This is a genomic window from Aeromonas intestinalis (assembly GCF_054052485.1).
Genome location: NZ_JBSTYK010000004.1, coordinates 191,730 through 207,838, shown reverse-complemented (window position 1 = coordinate 207,838; position 16,109 = coordinate 191,730). Strand labels below are relative to the sequence as shown.

14 protein-coding genes and 1 pseudogene are annotated in these 16,109 nt (G+C 59.3%); 8 read left to right on the top strand and 7 right to left on the bottom strand.

Annotation, left to right across the window (positions count from 1 at the left end):
- Window positions 1–106: 106 nt before the first annotated feature.
- A complete protein-coding gene (gene purU / locus ACW5W7_RS06970) occupies window positions 107–946 on the top strand; it encodes a formyltetrahydrofolate deformylase (protein WP_434666487.1) in 840 nt (279 codons plus the stop codon).
- Window positions 947–998: 52 nt separating this feature from the next.
- Here purU and ACW5W7_RS06965 read toward each other — a convergent pair whose 3' ends face one another.
- Both ACW5W7_RS06965 and cls read right to left on the bottom strand, forming a co-directional pair.
- Window positions 999–2,267 (bottom strand): DUF945 family protein, encoded by a 1,269-nt coding sequence (locus tag ACW5W7_RS06965; RefSeq protein WP_456501224.1) that lies wholly within the window; start codon window positions 2,265–2,267, stop codon window positions 999–1,001.
- 103 nt (window positions 2,268–2,370) lie between these two features.
- Window positions 2,371–3,852, bottom strand: coding sequence for a cardiolipin synthase (gene cls, locus ACW5W7_RS06960; protein ID WP_456501223.1), 1,482 nt, complete (start codon window positions 3,850–3,852; stop codon window positions 2,371–2,373).
- Between the two features lie 96 nt (window positions 3,853–3,948).
- Here cls and ACW5W7_RS06955 point away from each other — a divergent pair, with 96 nt between their 5' ends.
- Window positions 3,949–4,491: a DUF1439 domain-containing protein gene (locus ACW5W7_RS06955; protein WP_349921470.1), complete on the top strand. Its 543-nt coding sequence runs from the start codon at window positions 3,949–3,951 to the stop codon at window positions 4,489–4,491.
- A 3-nt stretch (window positions 4,492–4,494) separates the two neighbouring features.
- Here the strand turns inward: ACW5W7_RS06955 and ACW5W7_RS06950 are convergent, their stop codons facing one another.
- Complete coding sequence (locus ACW5W7_RS06950; RefSeq protein ID WP_349922398.1) at window positions 4,495–4,935, bottom strand: GNAT family N-acetyltransferase; 441 nt, start codon at window positions 4,933–4,935, stop codon at window positions 4,495–4,497.
- 625 nt (window positions 4,936–5,560) lie between these two features.
- Here ACW5W7_RS06950 and ACW5W7_RS06945 point away from each other — a divergent pair.
- From ACW5W7_RS06945 to ACW5W7_RS06935, 3 genes and pseudogenes are all read left to right on the top strand, one after another.
- Window positions 5,561–6,958: an alpha-amylase family protein gene (locus tag ACW5W7_RS06945; RefSeq protein WP_456501222.1), complete on the top strand. Its 1,398-nt coding sequence runs from the start codon at window positions 5,561–5,563 to the stop codon at window positions 6,956–6,958.
- Window positions 6,959–7,110: 152 nt separating this feature from the next.
- Window positions 7,111–7,872 (top strand): transglycosylase SLT domain-containing protein, encoded by a 762-nt coding sequence (locus ACW5W7_RS06940; RefSeq protein ID WP_456501306.1) that lies wholly within the window; start codon window positions 7,111–7,113, stop codon window positions 7,870–7,872.
- Window positions 7,873–7,879: 7 nt separating this feature from the next.
- Window positions 7,880–8,000 (top strand): annotated as a pseudogene (locus ACW5W7_RS06935) (lytic transglycosylase domain-containing protein); the annotation flags it as partial.
- Window positions 8,001–8,191: 191 nt separating this feature from the next.
- On the opposite strand, the gene aqpZ reads toward ACW5W7_RS06935, so the two are convergent.
- The 4 genes from aqpZ to ACW5W7_RS06915 form a co-directional block, all read right to left on the bottom strand.
- The gene (gene aqpZ, locus ACW5W7_RS06930) at window positions 8,192–8,878 is read right to left on the bottom strand and encodes an aquaporin Z (RefSeq protein ID WP_434666478.1); all 687 of its coding nucleotides are present in this window, start codon (window positions 8,876–8,878) and stop codon (window positions 8,192–8,194) included.
- 285 nt (window positions 8,879–9,163) lie between these two features.
- Complete coding sequence (gene ruvC / locus ACW5W7_RS06925; protein WP_349921467.1) at window positions 9,164–9,685, bottom strand: crossover junction endodeoxyribonuclease RuvC; 522 nt, start codon at window positions 9,683–9,685, stop codon at window positions 9,164–9,166.
- Between the two features lie 181 nt (window positions 9,686–9,866).
- A complete protein-coding gene (locus ACW5W7_RS06920; RefSeq protein ID WP_456501221.1) occupies window positions 9,867–10,781 on the bottom strand; it encodes a Gfo/Idh/MocA family protein in 915 nt (304 codons plus the stop codon).
- A gap of 51 nt (window positions 10,782–10,832) precedes the next feature.
- Complete coding sequence (locus tag ACW5W7_RS06915) at window positions 10,833–11,072, bottom strand: hypothetical protein (RefSeq protein WP_456501220.1); 240 nt, start codon at window positions 11,070–11,072, stop codon at window positions 10,833–10,835.
- 632 nt (window positions 11,073–11,704) lie between these two features.
- On the opposite strand from ACW5W7_RS06915, the gene ACW5W7_RS06910 reads away from it, so the two are divergent.
- From ACW5W7_RS06910 to ACW5W7_RS06900, 3 genes are read left to right on the top strand one after another with little or no spacing between them, the layout of a single operon-like run.
- Window positions 11,705–13,246, top strand: coding sequence for an OmpA family protein (locus ACW5W7_RS06910; protein ID WP_456501219.1), 1,542 nt, complete (start codon window positions 11,705–11,707; stop codon window positions 13,244–13,246).
- A gap of 17 nt (window positions 13,247–13,263) precedes the next feature.
- On the top strand, window positions 13,264–14,859 hold the full coding sequence (locus ACW5W7_RS06905) for a hypothetical protein (RefSeq protein WP_456501218.1): 1,596 nt from the start codon (window positions 13,264–13,266) through the stop codon (window positions 14,857–14,859).
- A 2-nt stretch (window positions 14,860–14,861) separates the two neighbouring features.
- Window positions 14,862–15,695 carry a hypothetical protein gene (locus ACW5W7_RS06900; protein ID WP_456501217.1) on the top strand — a complete coding sequence of 278 codons (834 nt, stop codon included), beginning with the start codon at window positions 14,862–14,864 and terminating at the stop codon, window positions 15,693–15,695.
- Window positions 15,696–16,109: the final 414 nt, after the last annotated feature.

The following is a 16,109-nucleotide window of genomic DNA, read 5'->3' as shown; positions in this document are numbered from 1 at the left end:
TCTTTTCGGATTTTATTTGTGGCATAGTGCGAAAAAAGAGTACCAACAAGAATGTGCCGCCTGCGCAGACTCAGGCGCCAACACCACAAACGGAATCATGACAGAGATGGAAAAGAAAATACTGCTGACCGACTGCCCCGATGCCAAGGGGCTCATCGCCAAGATCACCAACATCTGCTACAAGCATCAGCTCAACATCAACAAGAACGACGAATTCGTCGATCGCGAGAACAGCCGCTTCTTCATGCGCACCGAGCTGGAGGGACGCTTCAATGACGAGACCCTGCTGGCGGATCTCGACGACGCCCTCCCCGAAGGAGCACAGCGTCGACTGGTCAAGGCGGGCAAGAAGCGGATCGTCATCCTGGTGACCAAGGAGACCCACTGCCTCGGCGACATCCTGATGAAGAACTACGCCGGCGCCCTGGACATGGACATAGTGGCGGTCATCGGCAACTACGACACCCTCGCCGAGCTCACCGGCAAGTTTGGCATTCCCTTCCACACCGTCAGCCACGATGATCTGAGCCGCACCGAACACGAGGCCAAGGTCCGGGCCCTCATCGACGGTTATGAGCCAGACTATGTGATCCTCGCCAAGTACATGCGGGTGCTGACGCCGAGTTTCGTGGAGGCCTATCCGCGCAAACTCATCAACATCCACCACTCCTTCCTGCCCGCCTTCATCGGCGCCCGTCCCTACCGTCAGGCGTTCGATCGCGGAGTCAAACTCATCGGTGCCACCGCCCACTTCGTCACCGACGATCTGGATGAAGGCCCCATCATCGAGCAGGACGTGATCCACGTCGGCCACACCTTCAGTGCCGACGACATGGCCAAGGCCGGACGGGATGTGGAAAAATCCGTACTAAGCCGGGCGCTGGAGCTGATGCTGGATGAACGGGTGTTCGTCTACGGCAACAAGACGGTGGTCTTCAAGTCATAAGATCCGCCGGCAACAAAAAGGCTCCCGAGGGAGCCTTTTTCGTCGCTGGCATTCACTGATGCAGCGGCAGGCCGTTGATGCTCATCATGCCCTTGTCGAGTTTGAACTCGGCACTGAGCCCATCCTGCTCCGCCTTCAGATAGCCAACGCCGGTGAACTGGGCCAGCATGGGGGCCAGTTGCGGAACGGCCTTGCCCAACTTGTCGCTGAGTCTGGCGTGCAGCTGGCCGGAGAGGGCGTGCATCCCGGCTTCGCTCTCCATCAACTGTTGCAAGGAGGTCGATGCCAATTTGGCCTCTCCCTGCACAGAGACGGGCTCGCCGTTGAGCTTGGCGCTGAGATCGGTCAGCTGTAGGGTGGCACCCCGTTGCAGCAGCTTGTCCAGCGCCTGCCCGATGGCGGCGTCATCCGCCCGTTGGCCGCTCACCGCCTGCAATGCCTGATAACCTTCCAGATCCAGCCCCTTCAAATCCAGATCCAGCTTGCCCTCGGTCAGAACCAGGCTGTCGCTCTCGTTTTCCAGATTGAGGGTCGCCACCTTCATCTGATAGTTGCTGGACAGGGTCTGGGCATCATCGCCGGCAATCTGGGTCGCCGTGGTCAGCCCTTTCAGGCTGATCTTGACGCTCTCGGGCATGGACAACGAGAAGGCGGACAGGGTCGCATCGCTGCGGGGGGAGAGCCAGAGCCCCTGGATCTCGGACAGATCGGCACTGCCCTTGAGATCCGCCAGTACCATGTCCATCTTGCTCTGGGCCTCGTGGAAGGTCATCCCCTGCCACTGGAAGGTCATGTGACCGTTACCTTCAAGATCGCCGCTGTAAGTGCCGTTGAGGGGCAGGACACTGAGCTCGTTGAGCCCCTCTTTCACCTTGAATTCCCCGATCCAGAAGCGGCAGCTGTTGCTCATGGTCCAGAGGCTGCTGGCGGATTCCGCCCCCAGTTGCCATTGCTGCATGCCGAGCGCGGTGAAGACGGGCGCCAGGGTCCCCTTGGCGGTATCCAGCAGCAACTGACTCTTGATATAGAGCGGCAGAATACGGTTATCGAAATTGAGCTGCATCTCGATGGGATCGCTCCCCGCCAATTGAGGGTCGAGGGTGGCCAGTGCCTGCGGCGTCACCACCACTTTCAACACACCGTCACGGCTGAACAGGTTCTCGCTGCTCGGCAACCAGGTCAGCTCGACCCCGGTCTCCTGGGTCGCCTTGGCGATCTCCTCGGCCAGCATGCGATCGAAGGTCTGTCCGGTATACCAGCAGGCACCCAGCCCACCCGCCACCACTGCCGCACCCACGGCCAGGGCCACTCTCTTCTTCATGTCTATCTTCTTCTCCAAAGGCGCATGGGCGCAACTCTACGGGGCGAACGGGACAAGAAGCAAGGGGCTTCCCGACCCAGGTCCATGTTTTGCCGGTGTCAGATCAAAGCAAGGGGCTGAACAGATAGAAGATGTTCTCCAGCAGCTTCTTGTACCAGGGGCGGGCTCGCCACTGGGTCAGTGACATGGGCGTCGCCTCCCGCATATAGCCTTGCACCAGCTGAGTCATCTCAGCCACGAACACCGGGTTGTCGACGAGCAGGGTGATCTCGAAGTTGAGCCAGAGGCTGCGCCTGTCGAGGTTGACCGTCCCCACCAGGGCGAAATCGTCGTCCACCAGCACGCTCTTGGTGTGCAGCAGGCCGGCGTCATAGCGGTAGATCTCGACCCCCGCCTCCAGCAGCTCTTCCATGAAGGCGTTGCAGGCGTGATTGGCCATCAGGGAGTCATTGCGCGCCGGCAGCACCAGCTGCACCAGTACGCCACGGGCCGCCGCAGAAGAGAGCGCCGCCGCCAGCGGATCGTCCGGCACGAAATAGGGGGTGGTCAGCACCAGATGATGTCGCGCCTGATAGATGGCCAGCAGCAGACTCTGCTGGATGCAGTCGCCACCGACGAAGGGGCCGGAAGGAATGAGCTGGGCACGATAGTCGGTCTGTGGCCAGGCTTCGGGCTCGTGTTGCAGGCTGTCGAGCAGCCGCTCACCGGTTTCCATTTCCCAATCAGATACAAACGTGGACCACATCAGGGGCACCACGGGGCCCTGCACCCGGATCATGATGTCCACCCACTGACCTACCCCCGCATTCTGTTTGAAGAAGCGGGGATCCACCATGTTCATGGAGCCGGTATAACCGACCTTGTCATCGATCACCACCAGCTTGCGGTGCATGCGCAAGTCCTGGCGCTGGAACGGGATGCGCCAGGCACCGACCGGCAGTACCTCGACCAGCTTGACTCCGACCTTGCGCAACTGCTTTGGCCAGGCGGAGCGGAAAAAGCCCTTGCTGCCGACTGAATCGAGCAAGACGCGACAGTCCACGCCGCGCTGCGCCACCTCGATCAGGGCCTCGCACACGGCGTCCGCATCCCCGCCCGGGTGCCAGATGTAGAACTCCAGGTAGCAGGATTGGGAAGAGCCGCGAATATCGCGCACTATCTCCTGCAAGATGTCGCCGGGTTTGTGCAGCAAGGTCATCTGGTTGCCGGAGAGCATGGGCATGGCCAGCCGCCCCTGGATGAGATCGTGCAGCGGCTGCGCCTTGCGGCTCACCTCGCTGCAGTGCTCGGGGAAGAGGCGCGCCAGCTGGCGGATCCAGATGGCGTAAGGACGATACATGGCCTGGGCCCGTTCGGCCCGTTTGCGGCCCAGCCTGACCTCCCCAAACAGCACGTAGAAACCGACCCCCGCGAAGGGGATGGCATAGATGAGTGCCAGCCAGGCCAGGGAAACGCCGATGGGGCGCCGCTTCATCACGACCCGCAGCGAGACCCCAGCGACGATCACGGTGTGAAAGAACAGCAGCAACCAACCGAGAAAGCGGGTGAACAACAACTGGATGTCGTATTCCAGACCGTCGAGCAAGGCGACTCCTTGAAACTGTGAGCAAAGGGGGTGGGCAGATCCCACGAGGCCAGAATGGTATGCTGTAGAACAAACCCATTCTATCAGGTCGTTAGCATGATCCTGCAATCAATGCTGTTGAGTCTGGCCATGTTAGGCCAAGGCTCATATGACATCAGTGAGCAGCAAATAAATCAATACCTGCAATCCCAGGTACAAGTGGACAAACAGCTGGAGCTGCCCGGCATCATCAAGGCGCACGTCAAGCTCGAGCAGAGCGATGTGCAGATAGGTCGCCAGGCGCCGGACACCGCCAGGGTATTTGGCAAGGGCAAGCTGAAGATAGCCCTGCCGGACAACACCGAATACGATGCGCTGCTGAACATGACCTATGAAGCCAGGCCCCGCTATGACAAGGCCCAGAGCGCTCTCTTTCTCGACAACATGAAGTTGATTGACTACAAGCTGGAGCCGGCGGCGGCGGAGCAGAAGTTCGGTTTCATGCTGAGGATGCTGCTGCAGAGCATGGAGAAACGGCTGGAGACCCAGCCCGTCTACAAGCTGGATGACAAGGATCCCAATCAGGCCTGGCTCAAAGACAATCTGCTGGGGCTGGAGCTGTCACCGGGCAAGATCCACCTGCTGACCAAGTCCCAATGACCCTCAGTTGTAGATAGTGGGCATGGCCTCGCGCACCAGCAGATCGATCTGGTAACCCTGTTCGCGCTGCTGGTGATAGAGGGTATGAAGGGGCCCTTCCAGCTCATGCAGAGGCAGGTGGGCGAAACCGGCCTTGAGATAGAAGGGCTTCTCGAACGGCAGGGCATGGCAGATCACCGGCTTGTCCTGCAGATCCGCACAGGCCAGTTGCAACAGGCGGGAGCCCAGCCCCAGGGATTGGTAGTGGGGCAGCAAGCGGAAGCCACACAGGTGGTAATACTCCTGCTCATCGCGCAGGCGCACGGCTCCCACCAGCCAGTGAGCGTCGCGCACCACGAAGATCCGCTCGGCCAAGTCCGGCACATAGTGGGAAAATGTCGTCTCGTAGTAGTCTCTGATGAGGGAGAGATCCGCATCACAGTACTCTTCGAAGCGAAGCTCCATCGCTCGCTTGCTGATCACACCCATGTCACCCTTGGCCACCCAGGCCCGCTCCTTTCATTCATCGTCCTGCCCCGGTCAACAGATCAGACCAGCGCAACAGCAAGATAACATGGCTTTAACTTACAAAGAAGCCAGTATCCTGCTGACAACGGGTTGTATTTGTTCATGAAACCGCGTCCTGACCGAGTCGGCCTGACCCCCTTCCCATCCTACCCATTTCAGGGAGGCATACCATAACCCAGGTCACAAGGCGCGGATATGAAAAGGAAAGGATCTCCATGAACCTCCCCCACCACTGCTTCTCCCTGATTGCACCCCATTGAACCGCTCACAATGACTCCAGGCATTAGGCAGAGCAGTCTGAACATAACCATCCAGGCTTTCCCGGCGCCGCTGGACGCGGCTCATGTCGCTCAGGATGAGGCGACCATGACCTGAACGGCCCTCCCCGGATGACAACAAACACGGTAATGACAAGGCCCCGGCGGTTTCATGCAGGCCGTCACAACTCCCGCGGCTACGCCTTGACCCTGCTCACAAAACAACCATCGCAAAATTGCTGCCGATCGGTCTGGATGGGAGGCTTTGGGTGCCCATTCGGGTATCCAGACAAGGACAGACAATAATGAAAAACACAGCGGGAATCATGGTGATCGCAGGCATGCTGATCGCCCCACTGGCGCAAGCCGATGTCATACTGCACGCCTTCAATTGGCAATACAGCGAGGTCACCGCCAAGGCCGATCTCATCAAGGATGCGGGCTACAGGCAGGTGCTCATCTCGCCGCCCCTCAAGTCCTCGGGCAACGAGTGGTGGGCCCGTTACCAGCCTCAGGATCTGCGACTCGTCGACAGTCCGCTCGGCAACAAGCAGGATCTCGAGCAGCTGATCGCCGCCATGCAGGCCCGCGGCATCGCCGTCTATGCGGATGTGGTGCTCAACCACATGGCCAACGAGAGCTGGAAGCGCAGCGACCTCAACTATCCGGGCGCGGAATTGCTAGGGCAATATGCTGCCAACCCTGATTACTACGGCAGACAACGACTGTTTGGCGACCTGGGGCAGAACTTGCTGTCGGCCTCCGACTTCCACCCCGAGGGCTGCATCACCGATTGGAGCGATCCCGGCCATGTCCAGTACTGGCGGCTGTGTGGCGGCGCCGGCGACAAGGGGCTGCCGGATCTCGATCCCAACAACTGGGTGGTGAGCCAGCAGCAGGCCTATCTCCAGGCGCTCAAGGGGATGGGGATCAAGGGCTTTCGGGTCGATGCGGTCAAACACATGAGCGATTACCAGATCAACGCCGTGTTCACCCCCGAGATCAAGCAGGGCATGCACGTGTTTGGGGAGGTGATAACCTCCGGAGGGGCCGGCAGCACGGATTACGAGCGCTTCCTCAAGCCCTATCTCGACAACAGCGGCCAGGGCGCCTATGACTTCCCGCTGTTCGCCTCCCTGCGCGGGGCGCTCGGCTTTGGTGGCAGCATGAACCAGCTGGCGGATCCCGGCGCCTACGGTCAGGCTCTGCCGGGCAGTCGGGCGGTCACCTTCGCCATCACCCACGACATCCCCACCAACGATGGCTTCCGCTACCAGATCCTGAATCCGACCGACGAGAAGCTGGCCTATGCCTATCTGCTCGGTCGGGATGGCGGCTCCCCCCTGGTCTATTCGGATCATGGCGAGACCCAGGACAAGGACGGCCTGCGCTGGCAGGACTACTACCTGCGCAGCGACCTCAAGGGGATGATCCGCTTCCACAACGCCGTGCAGGGTCAGCCCATGCAGCTCATCGGCAGTGGCGACTGTTTCGTGCTGTTCAAGCGCGGCAAGCAGGGGCTGGTTGGCGTCAACAAGTGTGACTACGAGCAGGAGTATTGGCTCGACACCGCCAAGTTCGAGCTGAACTGGTATCGCAACTACAAGGACGTGCTGGATCAGAGCGCCGTCATCAATGTGCAGAGCCAGTGGGTGAGGGTCGCCATCCCGGCGCGCAGCGCCCGCCTCTGGCTGCTGGAGTAAACAGGCAAGCACCTTGTCCGAGGCCGCCACTGCGCGGCCTCATTTTTGGGTTTTTCTCGCACCGCGCCACACCGCGGGCTTGTTCTGCCCATCCCCTGATGCTTTACTCAACGGGCGACCAAGGCTTAAGGAGCAAGCCGTTGAAAGCATGGATCTTGCTGGGAGCCCTTCCCCTGATTTCCCTCTCTGTCTGGGGCCAGATGCCATCACCGGCCGAGGTGGTGATCCTGACGACCGAGACCCCCCCCACCATCACGGTGAAACCCGTGGCTACGGTTAAACCAGCACCCGCCGCCGTCTCTGCCCCTGAGCCCGGCCCTGAACTGGCCAAGGCATCGGCCCCGGCGCAGCGCCAGATCCAGGTCTACAAGTCGGTGCAAAAGAACGGGGTGATCCGCTACTCCGACATCATGCCGGATCAGGGTCACTACGAGCTCCTGCAGTTCAACGACTGCTACGCCTGCGATCCCGCCTCCAAGGTCAACTGGCGCACCACAGGCCTCTTCCTCTACGACTACGCCAGCACCATCAAGGCGGCGGCCAAGACCTACAGCGTGGATCCCGCCCTCATCCGGGCGCTCATTCACGCCGAATCCGCCTTCAACCCGCTGGCGGTCTCCCGCAAGGGAGCCATGGGTCTGACCCAGCTGATGCCGGCCACCGCCCGCGAGCTCGGGGTCGGCAACGCGCTGCTGGCGGAGCAGAACATCTTCGGCGGGGTGAAGTACCTGGCGGGGCTGCTCAAGCAGTACGACGGCAATATCTCCCTGGCCACCGCCGCCTACAACGCTGGCGCTGGCGCCGTGCAAAAACACGGCGGCATTCCGCCCTATGCAGAGACTCGCGCCTATGTGGCGCGGGTCAAGCTGCTGCACCAGCGCTACCGGGATATGCTGCACGCCCGGGGCCTGTAAGCCCTTAGCAAGACAAAAGCACGGCGTCATCCCTTCCCATCCATCATGCAGAAACCCGCGCCTATGTAGAGCGGGTCAAGCTGCTGCACCGGTGCTACCGGGATATGCTGCACGCGCGCGGGTTGTAAGACAAAAGCACGGCGGCATCCCTTCCCATCCACCATGCAGAGACCCGCGCCTATGTGGCGCGGGTGCCCTCACTGCCCCGCACCGTTTGTGTTCTCCGTGGTCCGTCACGGCCAGCCCATATTTTCACTGCCCCAGAAAAAACAAAACACGCCCGAGGGCGTGTCGATAGCACACGTTGACTGGCAACGGCTTACTCTTTCGTGGCGACCACGCGATAGGCCAAAGCACCCAGAATGCCACCGACGATCGGCGCCACCCAGAACAACCACAGCTGGCCGATGGCCCAGTCGCCAACAAAGAGGGCAACCCCAGTGCTGCGCGCCGGGTTGACCGAGGTGTTGGTCACCGGGATGCTGATGAGGTGGATCAGGGTCAGGCACAGGCCGATGGCGATGGGGGCAAAACCGGCCGGGGCACGGCTGTCGGTGGCACCCATGATGACGAACAGGAAGAAGCCGGTCATCACCACTTCACACACCAAGGCCGCCAGCAGGCTGTAACCACCCGGGGAGTGTTCGCCATAGCCGTTGGAGGCAAAGCCACCCGCCAGATCGAAACCGGCCTGGCCGCTTGCGATCACATAGAGCACGGCCGCAGCGGCGATACCGCCCAGTACCTGGGAGACGATATAGGGCAGCACGCTGGATGCCGGGAAGCGGCCACCCGCCCACAGACCCACGGTAACGGCCGGGTTCAGGTGACAACCTGAAATGTGGCCGATGGCATAGGCCATGGTCAGCACGGTCAGACCGAAGGCCAGGGCCACGCCCAGCAGACCGATCCCCACGTTCGGGAAAGCGGCGGCCAGCACAGCGCTGCCACAACCCCCCAATACCAGCCAGAAGGTACCCATAAACTCAGCTGCAAAAGGTTTCACTCTTATCTCTCCCGCGATGGACGTTGATATGAACGCAAGGCTCATACGGACACTGTTATTCAACAGGCGCCATATTATGGGAGTGTGACAGGGGAAGGCGAAATGGACGGTTTGAGAGACAAATCGTGATTAGTGTCACAAGTTATTGATTAATTGAGATGATTGTCGTCAAGCCAAGGTCTTGTTCACAAAGAAATTTTGGATTGGGTGCGACAGATAATGACTCAATCGGGATAAGTCTGACAGAGCGGAGCCATCCACCAAGGGCTGGCTCCGGCATCCGGCTTAGCGATAGCGACCGCGCACCGACCCCGTCGCCCGTCCCGCCATCCGGATCAGGCTCTGCTGGGTATGGAAGTGACAGAGCGCCACCCCGAGGGCATCCGCGGCATCCGCCTGGGGAGTAGCTGAGAGCTTGAGCAGATGAGTCACCATGTGCTGCACCTGCTCCTTGGCGGCGCCACCGGTGCCCACCACCGCCTGCTTGATCTGGGTCGCCGAGTATTCGCTGACCGGTAGCAAGGCGTTGACCGCCGCGACGATGGCGCTGCCACGGGCCTGACCGAGCTTGAGGGCAGAATCCGCGTTGCGCGCCATAAAGACCCGCTCGATGGCAAACTCGTTTGGCTTGAACTGGGTGATGATCTCGCTCACCCCGTCGTAGACTTGCTTCAAGCGAGACGGCAGCTCGCCCAGATCGGTGCGAATGCACCCCGATCCCAGGTACTCCGCCTTGCCGGCCACGATGCGGATGACCCCGTAACCGGTGATCCGGGAACCCGGGTCTATTCCCAAAATAATGCTCATAGATTCGCTGTCGCTCTGAAGGCCGTCTCTGGTCGCCAAGATAGCAAACAAGCCGGCGCTTGGCTCGCACGGCGGGCCCCCTCCCCCGCCGACTGCGCAGGGAACCGTCATCCCATACAGTGCTGTGGCGATTATTTCGCCATTCGTCCCGCACTAAGCGGCGCGGCAGACCCGGAGCGGGTCACTTGCCCGCCATCGCCACCAGTCGCTCCGCCAAGTGATGGCTCTGCAGATAGCTCTCGATAAGCCGCCCATCAGCGCGGCCCGCTTCAATCTGCCCATACCAGTGATCGAGCATCGCCACGAAGCCCCGGCTCGCCAGCGTCGGCTGCCAGTCGTCCGGCGCCAGGGTCTGCACGGTTTTATCGCGGGCCAAGGTACCGCGAGTGCAGTTCTCGATATGCAGGGAGAGGTTGTCGCCATAGGCATCGATGCGTTCCTCGGTGAGGCCGGCGCTGCGGTTCATGCTGCCGCTCACCGCTGTCTGCCCGCTCTGCCAGGCGACGCTCACCCCAGCCAGCTGCTCGGGCTGCTGGGGGCTTCGCCGCAGCACCGCATGGAGATCCCCGTCAGGCGCGCCGCCATAGAAGCAGAGGCTATCGAACACATGGATGCAGTCATCGAACAGGAACTGGCGCGGCAGCCCAGGCAGGGCGTGTCTGTGTTTTTGCCAATGGATCTCGGTAAGCGGCTGATTATCTGAACGGGCGGCGCTCATGGCGGGTAAGTAGCGGCGGTTGAAGCCGACAAACAGCGGGCAATCCTTCGCAATGGCGAGGTCGGCGAGCGCCTCCACCTCGGCGTAATCAAAACAGAGCGGCTTGTCCACAAAGGTGGGAATGCCCGCTTGCAGGCATTGGCGGGCCAGCGCGAAGTGCACCGAGGTGGCGGCGTGGATCATCACGGCGTCCGGGCGGCTTGCGAGCAGGGCCTCCACCTCGGTGAAACACTCGGCGATCCGGTACTGGCGGGCCAGTTTGCCTAATACCTCAGGGCTGCGGGTGCAGAGCAGCGGGGTGACTCGCTCGTTGCTCGCGAGCAGCGGCAGATAGGCCTTCTGGGCGATATCACCTAGGCCAATCAGGGCAAAGCGCATGGGAACTCCTTGTGATGGATGGGATGCAGACAGAGTAATATCCGGCGCTTTTTATTCGGGCTCTTTCACCAGCTCCTTGGCCTGCTCTCTGGCATCGAGCCACTTGCCGATTCTGGCCCCGAGCTCAGAGCAGATCATTGCGCTGGCCATGGCCCCGATCATCCGGTTCATATCCGAGATATCTGTTGATTCAATGAGCAGGGGCGCAATCAGGTTAAAGGCAATGAGCCCCATCACCAGCCCAAGACCACTACCCACCTTCTCCCTGCGGGATCGCGCTTTTATTGCCATCTGATTGATCCTGACCAAACCCTTTCGATAATATTATCAAATAGTACATTTAACATAAGTCTCACAATGATTCGCACTGCCTAACTCCCAATCAATAAACTGTTGCCAGACATATTCATCGACAATTAATCCATTATATAAATTGGATGCCAGACGTTATCCTGCCCATGAACATTATTTCGCCAGCGGTGTCAGGGAGCAACCACACATTTTCCCCGCAAACCCTCATCCTCAATAGCGATAATCGGCCAGGTCCTTTAACAAACCACAAGAGCGTCACAATATCGCTCTTTGTGCTCAGAGTCGGGGATATTGGCAAAGATGTTGGAAAGTTGATGCTTTTCCTATGGTTGCATCGCTTTTCCACTCGCAAAATCAGGCTCGTTTGGCTTATCATTGCCACTCGGTAACTATTGAACCGCATAGATAATTGCCTCTTCTGACACTCAGGACATATCAGACACAGCCGCTTGCGAGAATGAGTACGCCTGGCACCTATATTAAATATCAGTCACCGCTAATATCTTCTATATCAGCAAGTGTCGACATTTCACTCCGCCCGAAGACGATTTTCTCTGGCCTCACTGGTATGTCTGAATCTCGCTATTAAATATAAATGGCAAGGAATAGCTATGAATAAATCGTTTCGTCTTGCGCCCCTCAGCTGTTGTGTATTGATTGCTGCCGTTGGCTGTAGCTCTCAGCAGATGCAGAGTTTCAAATCGACGGTCAATGACATTGGCAAGGATTATGGTATGCCCGTTCTTTGTGGTGCGGGCATGATCGCAGGTGGGGCAGCGGGTTACGCTCTTAATGGGGAAAAAGGGGCCGTCGCAGGGCTGGCCATCGGCGGTGTACTGGGCTGTACAGCAGGCTATGTGTGGCAGTCCCGGCTGCAAGAGCTTGATCGTATCGCGAAGGAAGAGAATCTCAAGATTACCACCGAACAGCTGACCCTTGCCGAACCCGCAGTTGCGACCAATGTGCCTCAGAATGCGGGTCTGGTTGCCCAAGTCCCCGACTCCGAAATGTTCTCAACTGGATCCAATCAACTAACAGAAAGCGGCCTGCGAGTGGTTACTAAACTGGCTCAGCTCTATTCCAAGCCCGCAGCCGCTGACGCCTCGGATCAGCGCCGTATTCTCCTCGTCGGCCACAGTGACGCCACCGGCCCTGCAGAACTCAATCTGCGACTCTCCGAGCAACGTGCGCGAGCCGTCGGCAAGGTCCTGGTCGCATCGGGGATCCCGGCCTCTTCCATTTACTATCAAGGCGCGGGTTCTTCGCGTCCCATCGCAGACAACAGTGATCCCTTGCTTCGTGGTCAGAATCGCCGGGTCGAAATTGTAGAACTGGCGAACGAACAGGCTCTGGTCATGCGGGCCCAATCCGAAGAAAACAACACCCGATATCTGCGTTATGGGGCTTCCGATACCGCCAAACCTCGTGTGGCTGCGACCAGACCCGCGGCTCAGTCCGCAAGCGATTCAAGCAAGGTGACGGCTACGTCGCAAACCGCCCCTCGTCAACCCACCGTCAAGCAGAGCGCCCCAGACACAAGCACGGCCAAAGCCCTGCCTAACGCCAAGGTCGCAGTGGACTTCGGCGGCAAGCCTGCCGGCACCTATCAGTGGAACATGGCTCAGAACATCAAGCCCAAAGTGAGTGGTTTTGCACTAATCAGCAGCGCATACGCAAGCGACATGCCGATGTCGAGCTGTGAGGCAGATAAGCCACGCAGTGCAGGCCAAGTACTGAGCATGGCAGACGACAAGCCTCTCCCGCGCCATGCCACCAAGGAGTACATGCCCGGCTATAACAATCGCGTCTGGGCCAATACCGTCAACGGCCACCTGGTGACCATCTCTCCGGTTTCCATTTTGCGTGACAACGCCCAGGTCGATCGTCAACCGATCCTGCAAGTCGTTCAGAATTACAAGTCCTCGAGTCAGAAGAAGCCCCAGACCCTCAAGGCTGTGGCCAACACCTATGAGGGCGAGAGTGAAGTGCTATACCGCGTCTTCACCAGCGATCCCAAGGCGTCGGTGTCCTGCATGGATCTCGTGTTCAGCAAAGGTAACGCCAAGGTAAGCCAGGGAGCCCTGTTCTATCCGGCAGATTCCGAGGCTTATGTGGCTTCGTACATGCCCATTCCCGCCACCCATTCCAAATAAGAAAACGGAGAAACTTAGTGGAAGACTTTTCTTTGGCAGCGCTCAAGGCGCTGATCCTCGCCAACCAGATGCTGACCGTTGGCATTGTTTCATTCCTCGTCAGTGCCGTTGTGGTGTGGCGGCATTGGGAGAATGTCTCCTACTTCCTGATCCGGGTATGGCACAGCCTGCCTCTGATCGGCACAGTGGCTCGCCTCGCCCGCAAACCAGCCTCGGTCGATGGCGATGGCTGGATCAACCATGAAGTGACCCTGTCGAATGTGTACTACCGCGAATACAAGAAGCATTTAAAGGGAACAGATGCCTATAACGCCTCCCTCGACTACCTTGCCAAGGCAGGAGAGGCCGGCCGCTCCCCGCGCCCGGCGTGGGTGCTTGCTCTGGTGCTGGTGCTGGTGCTGGTCGAGGCCATGGGGTTTGCCTACGTGCTGGCAGGCTGGATGAACATGGACGCATCAACCAATGACCGTCACCTGCTGGCAGCCGCGACGGCTCTGTTGCTCGCCGTTGCATCCGCATTCCTGGCTGAAGTGGCCGGACACTCCCTGCATCACAACAGCCTGATCGCCCGGGCGCGTCACTGGTGGCAAGGGGAAGAACCCTCAAAACGCTCCCGTACACTCAAGGCAAACAAGGCCATCAATCTGGAAGACTCCTTCTCGGACTCTGACAAACCTGACTACGAGCAGCTGCTGGCCCGTCTGAAAGACGTGAATTCAGGTGTCAGCCGCAAGTTTGTCTGGCTGATTGTCTGTGCTTCGTTTGTTGCCTGCATGGCAGTGGGCGCCTTCGTGGTACGTTCAGCCACTCTCGACAGCATCGAAACCGAAATGGTCAACAACATGCGCGCCGAAACAACGGCCCAGAGTGACAGCAGCATGGGGTCGCCGTTTGATCTGCCGGAAGAGTCTCAAGCCATCAACAACGAGGCGGAAGAGGCTACCATCGAAGACAAGATGCAGGCCATCCGTGAGGCCAGCCTGACCACCTACGTCATGCTGTCGCTCATCTATATCGCCATCCAGGGGATCAGCATCTGGCTTGCCAGCAAATACCACTTTGCGGGCACCCATTCCAAAACAGCCTGGCGTCTGACGCACGAATACGCGACCGCCGAAGAGATGCTGGACGCGATGGACCAGCAACGCACCGCTATTGCCAGCCATGCCGATGACAAGCTCCGCCGCTTGCAGACCATGCTGTCGAGCCGTGACCATACCAACTCGGGTGTGCTGGGGGCGTTGGAAGGGGAGAAATCCGCCCATCGTAATTTCCTGGCCTTTATCGAGTACAAGGCGGGCACGGTGCCCCCGAAGCCGGCACCTCAGGCGGCCCCCCAGGTCGCACCGGCAGCGCAAGCCGAGCCGGCACCCGCCGTACAACCGGCAGTTGCCCAGGCGGAGGCGGCACTCCCGCTCACCACTGATGCCCCCGGCCAGACCGGAGCTATCGTCAAGGCCGCCGATTTCCATGATGTCACTGGCCTGCCCGAAGAGAACCTGGCTGCGGCCAGCCGCGCACTGGGGGTGGACGAAGCGCAGTTGCGTGATATCCGTGAACAGCAGATGGCCCTCAAGACCCTGGGTCTCTTTCCCACCAAGCAGAGTGCCTAATCGTGAAGATCACCCAGGTATTGCTACTGGCGTTGACGCTGCCTTGTGCAGCGTTGGCTGCCGACCGTAACGACATACAGAGCTGCTATGAGCGCAATGGCCTGACCGACATCAAGCCTGAGGGCACCGGTCGCGAACTGGTGGTCATCATCGACCAGACAATTCCGATGCCTGACGATCTGCAGCGCAGCAGTTGGGGGCAGATCGAGCGGTTCGTGCAGGCCGGCGATCGCGTCAAGCTCTATACCTTCTCCGCCTTTTTGCCTGGCGAATACCTTCGCCTTGCCTACGCGGGGCAACTGGATATGCCGCTGGAAGGGGATATCCGGGACGATGTCAGCATGCGTAAATTGCGCGGTCTGGACACCTGCCTGACGACGCAGACCAAAGTCTTTCGTAACGGCTTTGGCAAACAGTTCGTGAAAGCACTGCGTGATGCCCGCCAGGACATCCCCAAGAGCGAGATCATGAACTCGCTGCGCAAAGTGGGTGAGGATATGAAGGCCGAGCAAGGCGTCAGTGATCGCGTCATGTTCCTCATTTCGGACATGTTGGAACACTCCGATTACACCAGCTTCTATGCCACCAATAAGATCAAACAGCTCAATGTCGGTGACGAGCTCCAGCAGGCCAAGAGCAAGGGGCTGTTTGCCGATCTGCAAGGCGCTCGCGTTTACGTCACGGGCGCCGGGCTGGTGACCGACGCGGTGAAACACGCTTATCGTTCCGGCAAGACCATGGATGCTCTCGGTGACTTCTGGTCACAATACTTCGAGCACTCCCATGCCACCCTGGTGAACTTCGGTGCTCCCAGCCTGAGCACGGATTTGCAATAACCGTCACCTTCACAGGCAGAGCCCGCGCTTCTGCCCATCACACAAGGGCGACCAACTGGTCGCCCTTGCTATTTATTGCCAACGCTGCCCCCATTCGAGATATCGGCCAACCCGCCCCTTGGCATCAGGTTTGGTCATGCGAGCCAAAGGTGGGTCCCCATATTTGCCGACTCTTGTAAAAGATCCCCAAGGGGCGTCGTCATCTCCCCCCTTCTCCATGGACCGAGCAAGATAAGGTCTCTTTTTTATTTTGTTTTATTTGGGACAGCCATCTTTGTGTACGGATTGTTCCATTGGAGGAACCATATCACCCACTCTGTTTCACTGATGCAAAAATCACCTGCTCAAGCAACACCCACGGTGTCGCCGCATTGTGAGAAAGGGCCTGTTGACAAAGGACCGATAGCCCCTCTT